At 63.3% G+C, this 12044-nt stretch carries 8 protein-coding genes; 3 read left to right on the top strand and 5 right to left on the bottom strand.

Going from position 1 to position 12044, the window contains the following annotated elements; genetic code table 11:
• Positions 1 to 27: 27 nt before the first annotated feature.
• The 3 genes from pta to guaA all read right to left on the bottom strand — a co-directional run bounded on the left by pta (position 28) and on the right by guaA (position 5155).
• Complete coding sequence (pta, locus tag GFD25_RS04935; protein ID WP_163230534.1) at positions 28 to 1701, bottom strand: phosphate acetyltransferase; 1674 nt, start codon at positions 1699 to 1701, stop codon at positions 28 to 30.
• Positions 1702 to 1853: 152 nt separating this feature from the next.
• A complete protein-coding gene (locus GFD25_RS04930) occupies positions 1854 to 3335 on the bottom strand; it encodes a DUF1846 domain-containing protein (protein WP_163230532.1) in 1482 nt (493 codons plus the stop codon).
• 257 nt (positions 3336 to 3592) lie between these two features.
• Positions 3593 to 5155 carry a glutamine-hydrolyzing GMP synthase gene (guaA, locus tag GFD25_RS04925; RefSeq protein WP_163230530.1) on the bottom strand — a complete coding sequence of 521 codons (1563 nt, stop codon included), beginning with the start codon at positions 5153 to 5155 and terminating at the stop codon, positions 3593 to 3595.
• A 454-nt stretch (positions 5156 to 5609) separates the two neighbouring features.
• On the opposite strand from guaA, the gene GFD25_RS04920 reads away from it, so the two are divergent.
• The 3 genes from GFD25_RS04920 (at position 5610) to GFD25_RS04910 (ending at position 9988) form a co-directional block, all read left to right on the top strand.
• Positions 5610 to 8087, top strand: a complete 2478-nt coding sequence (locus GFD25_RS04920; RefSeq protein WP_163230528.1) for a phosphoketolase — start codon at positions 5610 to 5612, stop codon at positions 8085 to 8087.
• Positions 8088 to 8275: 188 nt separating this feature from the next.
• Positions 8276 to 9328: an inorganic phosphate transporter gene (locus GFD25_RS04915; protein ID WP_163230525.1), complete on the top strand. Its 1053-nt coding sequence runs from the start codon at positions 8276 to 8278 to the stop codon at positions 9326 to 9328.
• A 36-nt stretch (positions 9329 to 9364) separates the two neighbouring features.
• Positions 9365 to 9988, top strand: a complete 624-nt coding sequence (locus GFD25_RS04910; RefSeq protein WP_163230523.1) for a DUF47 domain-containing protein — start codon at positions 9365 to 9367, stop codon at positions 9986 to 9988.
• A 98-nt stretch (positions 9989 to 10086) separates the two neighbouring features.
• On the opposite strand, the gene GFD25_RS04905 is transcribed toward GFD25_RS04910, so the two are convergent.
• Together GFD25_RS04905 and GFD25_RS04900 are read right to left on the bottom strand one after the other, a co-directional pair.
• Positions 10087 to 10737 (bottom strand): response regulator transcription factor, encoded by a 651-nt coding sequence (locus GFD25_RS04905; RefSeq protein WP_163230521.1) that lies wholly within the window; start codon positions 10735 to 10737, stop codon positions 10087 to 10089.
• A gap of 1 nt (position 10738) precedes the next feature.
• Positions 10739 to 11962, bottom strand: a complete 1224-nt coding sequence (locus GFD25_RS04900; RefSeq protein WP_163230519.1) for a sensor histidine kinase — start codon at positions 11960 to 11962, stop codon at positions 10739 to 10741.
• Positions 11963 to 12044 lie beyond the last annotated feature (82 nt).

The following is a 12044-nucleotide window of genomic DNA, read 5'->3' as shown; positions in this document are numbered from 1 at the left end:
ACCGCGGTTGACTTATGGCGCGGCGGACTACTGCTGGGCTTCGATGGCGGTGAGGGCGATCGTGTTGATGATGTCCTGCACGAGCGCGCCGCGCGACAGGTCGTTGACCGGCTTGTTGAGTCCCTGCAGCACCGGGCCGATGGCGAGGGCCCCGGAGGAGCGCTGCACGGCCTTGTATCCGATGTTGCCGGCGCACAGGTCGGGGAACACGAACACGTTCACATGGCCGGCGATGTCGTTGCCCTTGGCTTTGGTGGCGGCCACGGTCGGCGACCATGCGGCGTCGAACTGGATGGAACCGACGACCGGCAGATCCGGCGCCTTCTCCTTGACGATCCTCGTGGCCTCCTCGACGACGTCCACGTCCGGGCCCTTGCCCGAGCCGAGCGTGGAATAGGAAAGCATACCGACCTTCGGTTCGATACCGAAAGCCTTGGCCGTCTCGGCGGACTGGATGGCGATGTCGGCAAGCTGTTCGGCGTTCGGGTTGAGATTGATCGCGCAGTCGGAGAACACGGCCACATGGTCCTTGAAGCACATGAGGAACGCGCCGGAGACGAGCGACTGGCCGGGCTTGGTCTTGATGACCTGCAGCGCCGGGCGCACGGTGTTCGCGGTTGAGTTGACCGAACCGGACACGAGGCCGTCCGCGTAACCGAGCACAACGAGCATCGTGCCGAAGTAGCTGGCGTCCTTGAGCTGCTGGCGCGCCTGATCCTCGGTCATGCCCTTCTTGGCGCGCAGCTCGCACAGCTTGGCGACCATGGGCTTGAGGATGTTCTCGTCGTTCATCGACTGGAACCGCGCCTTGTCGAGCGAATGCAGGCCGAGTTCGGCGCCATGGGCGAGGATCTCGTCGCGCTCGCCCACGATGATGAGGTTCGCCACCTCGCGTTCGAGCAGGTAGTCGGCGGCCTTGAGGATGCGGTCCTCCTCGCCTTCGGGCAGCACGATCGTCTTCTTGTTGACCTTCGCCCGGCCGAGCAGGCTGTGCTGGAACGCGTACGAGGTGACGGGGAATTCGATGTCGACGTCGAGCGCCTTGAGCACCTCTTCGGTCGGCACGTTGTCCTGGAACGCCTTGAGCGCGGCGTCGGCCTGCGAGGCTTCGGTGAACGGGGTCTGCGGGATGGTCCACACGGGCAGGCCGAATTCGGCGAGCGTGTCCTTGACGAACACCGAATGGCGCGGGTCGCAGCCGGTCACGAAGATGCCGAGCACCTTGTTGCCGGCGGCTTCCATGCCTTCGATCGACAGTTGCACGGTCTCGCGCAGCTCGTCGGGCCAGCGGTCGATCGTGCATACGGCGAGGAACACGCCGGCCTGCAGATCGGCGGCGATGTTCGCGTTGAACTCGTAGGCGGTCGGATCGTTGACGTGCGACTTGTCGGTGCCGACGATGAGTGCCGCGTCGGCGCGCGAGACGCTCATCGCATCGTCGAACGCCGCGACGATGTCGCCGCGCGACGCCTCCTTGTCCCGGCGAACCTTGTGGATGTCGAGGCCGGAGGACAAGGCCACGCCGAGTCCGGCGTTCGACGCGTTGAGCAGGATCGGCGTGAAGTGGTCGTGGTTGGAGACGGCAGGGCGGAACACCGCGGTCTTGTACTTGGTGGTCAACGCCTTGAGCACGCCGTATGCGACGACGTTGCGGCCGTTGGCCCCTTCGGGAGAGGCGATGTAGATGTTGGTGACTGCCACAGTGAACTCCTTGCTTGGGATGATGCTGCCGTGTGACCACGCTGTTCACACTTATCGATCATTCTAGTACGCGGCCGGATCGGATACGGTTTGCCCCGCAATGTGACCTGCGTCACACTTGCGGGGCAAAACTTCGTCGTCAGAGCACGCGATTACTTGTGGTAGAGGCTCACGCGCTCGTACTTCGGTTCGCAGCACACATTGATGCCGAGCTTGCGGTACAGCGCCTCGTCGGTCGGGGAGATGATCACCGAGAAGAACGCGTCGCATCCGCGCAACTGCTCCAACCCGGCGATCACCTTGGCGGCGATCGGGCTGACGGAACTCGTGATCGACAGCGCGATCAGCGTCTCGTCGGAGTGCAGGCGGCGGTTCGTGCTGTGCAGATGCTCGGTCTTGAGTCGGCAGATCGGTTCGATCGTATTGTCGTCGATCACCGGCAGTTCCGCGTCCACGCCGGTCACGGCCTTGAGCGCATTCATGAGCAGCGCGCTGGCCGCGCCCATGAGCACGCCGGTCTTGCCGGTGACCACGCGCCCGTCCGGCAGCACCATCGCGCCGGCCGGAGCGCCGGTCAGCTCCTCCTTGCGCAACGCGGCCCCGCGTGCGGGCGACAGGTTCTCGTCCACGCCGGCGCGCTGCATGATCGAACGCAGACGTTCGACCTGCTCCTCGCCGGTGCCGGTGCGCCTGAGCTGTTCGGTCGCGGTGAAATAGCGCCGTACGATCTCCATGTTCGCGGCCGCGCGGCATGCGTCGTCGTCGCAGATCGCGCGGCCGGCCATGTTCACGCCCATGTCGGTGGGGCTTTGGTAGGGGCTTTCGCCCAGAATCCGCTCCATCATGGCCTTGAGCACGGGGAACGCCTCGACGTCGCGGTTGTAGTTGACCGTCGTCTTGCCGTACGCTTCGAGATGGAACGGGTCGATGATGTTCGCGTCGTCGAGGTCGACGGTCGCGGCTTCGTACGCGATGTTGACCGGATGGTTGAGCGGCAGGTTCCAGATCGGGAACGTTTCGTATTTCGCGTAGCCGGCCGTGATGCCTCGCTGGTGCTCGTGGTAGAGCTGCGACAGGCAGGTGGCGAGCTTGCCGGATCCGGGGCCGGGCGCGGTGACGACGACGAGCGGCCGGCTGGTCTCGATGTAGTCGTTGCGGCCGTAGCCTTCCGGTGACACGATGCGTTCGATGTCGTGCGGATAGCCGGCGATGGGGTAATGCAGATAGCAGGTGATGCCGAGCTGCGCGAGCCTGCGACGATAGACGTCGGCGGCCGGCTGGTTCGCGTACTGCGTGAGCACGACCGAGCCGACGTGGAAGCCGCGTGAGCGGAAGACGTCGATCAGGCGCAGCACGTCCTCGTCGTAGGTGATGCCGAGATCGCCGCGCATCTTCGCCTTTTCGATGTGGTTGGCGTTGATCGCGATGACGATCTCCACGTCCTGCCTCATGCTTTCGAGCATGCGGAACTTGGTGTCCGGTTCGAATCCGGGCAAGACGCGCGACGCATGGTAGTCGTCGAACAGCTTGCCGCCGAATTCCAGATACAGCTTGCCGCCGAACTGCGCGATGCGCTTTTTGATGTTGTCGGCCTGCAGCGCGATGTACTTGTCGTTGTCGAATCCCTGTCGCATGGGCGCCCATCCTTTTCGAACGTCGTAAACGCAAGGATTATACCGGAAAATCAACCCGTCCGCGACATACAAAAGTAGGTCGGAACCATTGCGATTCCGACCTACTTGCTGTTACGTTCCTTCAACTGGAAAGAACCATCTTATGAAGGATTCCAGAAGGAATAATTGAACAACGTGTGCGGCCTCTAGGCGCACCGAGGGAAGGCGTACTCAGTACGCCGACCGAGGAGCAACGACGAGGACGCTCCGTTGTTCAATTATTCCCATTCGATGGTTGCCGGGGGCTTGGAGGTGCAGTCGAGCACGACGCGGTTGATCTGGCGGCATTCGTTGGTGATGCGCGTGGAGATCGTGGCGAGGACGTCGTAGGGCAGGCGAGACCAGTCGGCGGTCATGGCGTCTTCGGAGGAGACGGGGCGCAGGACGATGGGGGAGCCGTAGGTGCGCTCGTCGCCCTGGACGCCGACGGAGTGGACGTCGGCGAGGAGCACGACGGGACACTGCCAGATATCGCGGTCGAGGCCGGCCTTGGTGAGTTCCTCGCGGGCGATGGCGTCGGCCTCGCGCAGCAGGTCGAGACGCTCCTTGGTGATCTCGCCGATGATGCGGATGCCCAGGCCCGGGCCGGGGAACGGCTGGCGCCAGACGATTTCGTCGGGCAGGCCGAGCTCGGTGCCGATGGCGCGCACCTCGTCCTTGAAGAGGGTGCGCAGCGGTTCGACGAGCTGGAACTTGAGGTCCTTGGGCAGGCCGCCGACGTTGTGGTGGCTCTTGATGTTGGCCGCGCCGTCGCCGCCGCCGGATTCGACGACGTCGGGGTAGAGCGTGCCCTGCACGAGGAACTTGACTTCCTTGCCTCGGGCGCCGGCTTCTTCGAGGACCTGGCGCTGCGCCTTTTCGAAGGTGCGGATGAACTTCTCGCCGATGATCTTGCGCTTCTTCTCCGGCTCGGAGACGCCCTTCAATGCGGTGAGGAAGTCGTCGGCCGCGTCGACGGTGATCAGGCGGATGCCGGTGGCGGCGACGAAGTCGTGCTTGACCTGTTCGACCTCGCCCTTCCTGAGCAGGCCGTGGTCGACGAACACGCAGGTGAGCTGGTCTCCGACGGCCTTGTGCACGAGGGCCGCGGCGACGGCGGAGTCGACGCCGCCGGACAGGCCGCAGATCACTTCGGCGTCGCCGACCTGTTCGCGGATCTTCCTGACCTGGTCTTCGATGATGCTGGAGGCGTCCCAGTCGTTGGGCAGGCCGGCGCACCGGTGGAGGAACGTCTCGATGAGCTGCTGACCCATCGGGGTGTGCTTGACTTCAGGGTGCCACTGCACGCCGTAGAGCTTGCGGGATTCGTCCTGCATGGCGGCGACGGGCGCGCCTTCGGTGTGGGCGAGGACTTCGAATCCGGCCGGAGCGGTCTTGACGGCGACGCCGTGGCTCATCCACGTGTTCTGCTCGGCCGGGGATCCGGCGAGGATGCCGTCCGCGTGGTCGATGGTGGTTTCGGTCTTGCCGTATTCGCCGAGCGCGGCCTTGTCGACGTCGGCTCCGAGCGCGTAGGCCATTGCCTGGAAGCCGTAGCAGATGCCGAGCACGGGGACACCGGCCTCGAACAGCTTCGTGTCGACGCGCGGCGCGCCCGGCTCGAAGACGGAGGCGGGGCCACCGGACAGGATGATGGCCTTGGGATCCTTGGCGAGGATCTCGTCTGCGGGCATGGAGTGGGGCACGAGTTCGGAGTACACGCCGGCCTCGCGCACGCGGCGCGCGATGAGCTGGGCGTACTGGGCTCCGAAGTCGACGACGAGCACAGGACCTGTTGCCATAATTCTCCCTTTATATACCGAGATGACTGACGGACGGATAACAGATCCATTGTGGCGGCGCAAGGCGACATTGGCGCGTATCGCCACGCTGGTCAAGCCGTTGGCCGGAATGTGACATCACGTTATGTTCAGTTGAACAACACGCGCGTGTCTATTGGCTAAAACGAACGCGCCGAAACGGTTCGAGATGCCGTTTTCGCGCGGAATGATGCCGTTTTTGGGTTACGGTAGGGTGAATTCCGTGTTCACAAAACAACCATGAAAAGCAAACAAAATAGAAAATTTCTATAACAATTACGAACATACATGCAAAAAAACGGCCAAAAGTCGGGCTGCGATCGTATGATGCCAAGTGATTGGGATTGAGCACGGCTAAATCGCAAGGTTCGGCACGGTTCATGACCTACCGATAACAATCAATCGCACAACACAGTGCAGGAGTACAGGAGTACATATGACGAGTCCTGTTATTGGCACCCCTTGGAAGAAGCTCAACGCTCCGGTTTCCGAGGAAGCCCTCGAAGGCGTTGACAAGTACTGGCGCGCCGCCAACTACCTTTCCATCGGCCAGATCTATCTGCGTTCCAACCCGCTGATGAAGGCGCCGTTCACCCGTGAAGACGTCAAGCACCGTCTGGTTGGCCACTGGGGCACCACTCCGGGCCTGAACTTCCTCATCGGCCACATCAACCGCTTCATCGCCGACCACGGCCAGAACACCGTGATCATCATGGGCCCGGGCCACGGCGGCCCGGCCGGTACCTCCCAGTCCTACCTGGACGGCACCTACACCGAGACCTTCCCGAAGATCACCAAGGACGAGGCTGGTCTGCAGAAGTTCTTCCGTCAGTTCTCCTACCCGGGCGGCATCCCGTCCCACTTCGCTCCGGAGACCCCGGGCTCCATCCACGAGGGTGGCGAGCTGGGTTACGCCCTGTCCCACGCCTACGGCGCCATCATGGACAACCCGTCCCTGTTCGTGCCGGCCATCGTCGGCGACGGTGAGGCCGAGACCGGCCCGCTGGCCACCGGTTGGCAGTCCAACAAGCTCGTGAACCCGCGCACCGACGGTATCGTGCTGCCGATCCTGCACCTCAACGGCTACAAGATCGCCAACCCGACCATCCTGTCCCGCATCTCCGACGAAGAGCTCCACGAGTTCTTCCACGGCATGGGCTACGAGCCGTACGAGTTCGTCGCCGGCTTCGACGATGAGGACCACATGTCCATCCACCGTCGCTTCGCCGAGCTGTGGGAGACCATCTGGGACGAGATCTGCGACATCAAGGCGACCGCCCAGACCGACAACGTGCATCGTCCGTTCTACCCGATGCTCATCTTCCGCACCCCGAAGGGCTGGACCTGCCCGAAGTACATCGACGGCAAGAAGACCGAGGGTTCCTGGCGTTCCCACCAGGTGCCGCTGGCTTCCGCCCGCGATACCGAGGCCCACTTCGAGGTCCTCAAGAACTGGCTCGAGTCCTACAAGCCGGAGGAGCTGTTCGACGAGAACGGCGCCGTGAAGGAAGACGTCACAGCCTTCATGCCGAAGGGCGAGCTGCGTATCGGTGCCAACCCGAACGCCAACGGCGGCGTGATCCGCAAGGATCTGGACCTGCCGAACCTCGAGGACTACGAGGTCAAGGAAGTCAAGAAGTACGGCCACGGCTGGGGCCAGCTCGAGGCCACCCGTACCCTCGGCGCCTACACCCGCGACATCATCGCCCGCAACATGCATGACTTCCGCATCTTCGGACCGGATGAGACCGCTTCCAACCGTCTGCAGGCTTCCTACGAGGTCACCAACAAGCAGTGGGATGCCGGCTACATCTCTGACGAGGTCGACGAGCACATGCACGTCTCCGGCCAAGTCGTCGAGCAGCTGTCCGAGCACCAGATGGAAGGCTTCCTCGAGGCCTACCTGCTGACCGGCCGTCACGGCATCTGGAGCTCCTACGAGTCCTTCGTGCACGTGATCGACTCCATGCTCAACCAGCACGCCAAGTGGCTTGAGGCTACCGTCCGCGAGATCCCGTGGCGCAAGCCGATCGCCTCCATGAACCTGCTGGTCTCCTCGCACGTGTGGCGTCAGGATCACAACGGCTTCTCGCACCAGGATCCGGGTGTCACCTCCGTCCTGCTGAACAAGTGCTTCCACAACGACCACGTCATCGGCATCTACTTCGCGACCGACGCGAACATGCTGCTGGCCATCGCCGAGAAGTGCTACAAGTCCACCAACAAGATCAACGCCATCATCGCCGGCAAGCAGCCGGCCGCCACCTGGCTGACCCTCGACGAGGCTCGCGCCGAGCTCGAGAAGGGTGCCGCCGCCTGGGATTGGGCTTCCACCGCGAAGACCAACGATGAGGCCGAGGTCGTGCTTGCCGCCGCCGGCGATGTCCCGACTCAGGAGATCATGGCCGCTTCCGACAAGCTGAAGGAGCTGGGCATCAAGTTCAAGGTCGTCAACGTGGCTGATCTGCTCTCCCTGCAGTCCGCCAAGGAGAACGACGAGGCCCTGACCGACGAGGAGTTCGCCGACATCTTCACCGCCGACAAGCCGGTGCTGTTCGCGTACCACTCCTACGCCCACGACGTGCGCGGCCTGATCTACGACCGCCCGAACCACGACAACTTCAACGTCCACGGCTACGAGGAGGAAGGCTCCACCACCACGCCGTACGACATGGTTCGCGTCAACCGCATCGATCGTTACGAGCTGACCGCCGAGGCCCTGCGCATGATCGACGCCGACAAGTACGCCGACAAGATCGCCGAGCTCGAGGCCTTCCGTCAGGAAGCCTTCCAGTTCGCGGTCGACAACGGCTACGATCACCCGGACTACACCGACTGGGTGTACTCCGGCCTGAACACCGAGGAGAAGGGCGCTATCACCGCCACCGCCGCCACCGCCGGCGACAACGAGTGACGATAGCCTGATCGCTAGGTCATAGGGAGTAACGCTCCCCGGGGAAACCCGGGGAGCGTTTTCCATTTCCGCGGGAACATATCCGGAAAAACGGCAACACGACACGAATAACATGACTACGTAGCTACGTATCGTATACAATCAGACTGTTTGCTTTCCGCCCCTCGAAGAAGAAGGACCGATTCCCCGTGGATGTGTCCCTGTCGTATTTCGTCCAACAGGTGCTTTCCAATCCCGCATTGGCCGTCACGACGTTGCTGACGCTCGGCGTCATTTTCGTCAACGGATGGACCGACGCACCCAACGCCATCGCCACCTGCGTGACCACCCGATGCATGCGTGTGCGTTCGGCCGTCGTCATGGCCGCCGTGCTCAACTTCCTCGGCGTGTTCCTCATGACGCAGCTCAACGCGTCGGTCGCCTCCACCATTTCCAACATGGTCGACTTCGGCGGCGATACGCACGCCGCGCTTATCGCCTTGTGCGCGGCGCTGTTCTCCATCGTCATCTACAGCGTCGGCGCATCGATGCTCGGCATCCCCACGTCGGAAAGCCATAGCCTCATCGCAGGCCTGTCCGGCGCGGCCATCGCCATTCAGGGCGGCATGGGCGGCATCAACATGGGCGAATGGGTCAAGGTGCTCTATGGCCTCGTCGCCAGCCTGATCATCGGCTTCGGCATGGGCTGGATCGTATGCAAGGCCGTCACCCTGATCTGCGCGGGATTCGACCGGCGTCGCACCAACGGATTCTTCACCTACGCGCAGATCGTCGGAGCGGGAGCCATGAGCTTCATGCACGGCGCGCAGGACGGTCAGAAGTTCATCGGCGTGTTGTTCCTCGGCATGGCGTTCTGCAACGGCCAGTCGAGCGTCGCGGGCGTCGTGATCCCCGTATGGCTCATGATCCTGTGCAGCACCATCATGGGCGTCGGCACGTCCGTCGGCGGCGAGAAGATCATCAAATCCGTCGGGCAGGACATGGTCCGTCTCGAAAAATACCAAGGATTCTCCGCCGACCTGTCGAGCGCGCTGTGTCTGCTGCTCATGACCGTACTCGGCATCCCCGTCTCCACCACGCATACCAAGACCAGCGCCATCATGGGCGTCGGAGCGGTCCGTCGCCTGTCGGCCATCAACTTCGGCGTGGTGCGTGACATGATGCTCACCTGGGTGTTCACGTTCCCCGGATGCGGCATCATCAGTTTCGTCATGGCCAAATTGTTCATGTTCGTGTTCTAGACCGCCACATTCGAATCAGTTCAGGAGGAACCCGCAATGGCACGAAAAAACGACTCGTTCTATTTCGACGGATTCAAGCAGAGTGCCGACTACGCCTGTCAGGCAGCGCATCTGCTGAGTGACGTCATGCACACGTTCGACCCGGCGCAGCTGCGCGAGCGCATGGACGACATGCACCGCATCGAACAGGCCGCCGACGAGGTGCGCCATCGGATGCTTGACGAGTTGGTTACCGCGTTCATCACGCCGTTCGACCGCGAGGACATCGCCGAGCTGAGCCACATCCTCGACAACGTCACCGACAGCATCGAAGGCGTGCTCGACCGCATGTACTACGACAACGTGACCGTGATGCGCGAGGACGCGTTGCAGATGGCCGACATGGTCGTGCGCGCCTGCGAGCGGATAGCGGCTCTCGTCGGGGAGCTGCCGCAGTTCAAACGCTCCAAGACCCTGCGCGAACTGGTGTTCGACATCAACACCATCGAAACCGACGCCGACCATGTGTTCATCGAGGCGATGCGCACCCTGCACACATCCTGCGATGATCCGATGCAGGTGCTTGCATGGCACGACGTGTACCGCCATCTCGAGCAGTGCGCCGACGACTGCGAGCATGTGGCCGACACCGTCGACAGCATCGTCATGAAGAACAGCTGACGATGGTCGTTTCCGGTCGCTTACGGGCGCCGGAAGTTTCTCTCGGCTCGGTTTTGCCTCGATCGAAATGACACGGTGACGCCGGGTCGGGGAGAGCATCAGCGGTGCGCGTTGAGCCAGAGGATCGCGAGCTGGGTTCGGTTCGTCAGCCCCAGCCTGTCGAGAATGCCGCTGATGCGATTGCGCACCGTACCTTCGCTCAGGAACAGCCTCGCGGCGATGTCGCGATTGTCGAGTCCTTCGGCGACCAGTGCGGCGATGTCGCGATCGCGGTCGGACAGCCCGGTGAATGCTTCACGGTCGGCCGCATGATCGGCCTGCGCGGGGGAGTCGGTTTCGTTGTCGGACAGTTTGCCGAGCACCTCGGCGCCGAGCACGATCTGGCCGGCCATCACGGCCTGCAACGCGGGGCCAACCGACGCGACGTCCTGCTTGATGAGATAGCCGCGCGCACCCAACGCCACAGCCTGCGTGATATACGATTTGTCCGCGAACGTCGTCAGAAACAGGATTCGTGCCGCCCTGTCCTTGGCGAGAATCTCACGGGCGGCCTCCAACCCGTCCTTGCCGGGCATCTGCACGTCGATGAGCAGCACATCCGGTCGGCTCGACGGCGAGCGGAAGTATTCCCGTACCGCCGCATTCCCGTCGTTCGCGGTCCACAGCACATACGCCGTACGTGTCGCCGTCAGGATCGTCGCCAATGATTGGCAAACGATCGGATCATCATCGGCAATGGCCGTTTTCATGTCAGCTCCTTGACGTGTTCCGTTCGGCTGGTGCGCCATGCTTCCCGTCAGCATCATGGTACGTCCACCGCCGTTTGGGAACCGTGACGAACACGCGCCAGCCATCGCCATACGGGCCGCTCGATGACGTGCCGTCGAGCGCGCGCACGCGGCTGTCGATATCGGCCAGTCCCATGCCGCGCATGGATTCGGCGTCGTCCGTGCCATGATGGGCGGATTCGGGTTTTGCGGGCCCCGGATCCTGCACGACCAGTTGCCAGATCGCCGGGAAATCACGCAACGTCACGCTTGCCGAACGCGCATCGCTGTGCCGGGCCACGTTCGACAGCGATTCGCGGATCACGGCGGCGAAGCAACGTGCGACCGGCGCCGGTGCATCCGTGATCTCGTTCGACAACGTCACGGCGAAACCGGCGGACGTCTCGCCGAACGTGTGCGCCGCGTCCTCGATCTGGGCGGCGAAATCCGTGCCGTCGTCTTCCAGATCATGGACGGAGCGCCGCACCATCGTCATCGCCTCGTTCAACGTGCCGCCCAACGCGTCGAACCCTTGCGCGGCGACCGTGTCGCCCGTCGCGTCGGCCACCGCCTTCCCGGCCTGCGCCTGCATGATCGCGCGGGTAAGCAGATGGCCGACGTTGTCATGGATCTCACGTGCGATCCGCGTCCGTTCGTTCAACGTGGCCACCCGCACCGACTGGGAGCGCTCCTCGGCGATGTCGGCCATGCGGCGACGGTTGGCACGATTGCCGTCGCGGGCCAGGTCCTGCGTGCGCCGCAACGACCGGCGCATCCTCATGACGTCGGCCCGCGAACGCCCCATCATCATGCCCGCGACGCAGACCAGTCCGGCCACCATCAGCGACGGACGGTCGGCGGCGGCCATATGGGGCATCGCCACGGCCACCGGCACAAGAGACGGCAGACATCTGGCCAGCAGATCGGCGCGATCATCGCGCAGCAACGCCGGCGAACGTGCCATGTCATAGGCCACGACCGGCAGAAAGGCGCACCAGCGCGGCATGAACAGCGCGGCCGCGATGCAGACGCCCGCCGGCAGCGCCGTCACCGCCCGGGAAGTGCGGCGGGCCATCAGCCATTCATCCAGACAGGACATGGAAATCGTCGTCAGCAGGCCGACCAACGAAAGCACATCAAAGCCGGAGATCGCCGCAACGGCCGTTCCGCAGGCCAGAAGCAGGGCCTTCTCCAGCAAGATGAGCATGCCCTCATGGTAGCCGGTTCCCGGGATTCGGCACATATATCCCGGGAACCAAAACTCGTGACAAATGTCACGCCCGGTCGTC

This window comes from Bifidobacterium aerophilum (assembly GCF_010667685.1).
Classification (GTDB): domain Bacteria; phylum Actinomycetota; class Actinomycetes; order Actinomycetales; family Bifidobacteriaceae; genus Bifidobacterium; species Bifidobacterium aerophilum.
This window is presented reverse-complemented; position numbering and strand designations above follow the sequence as displayed.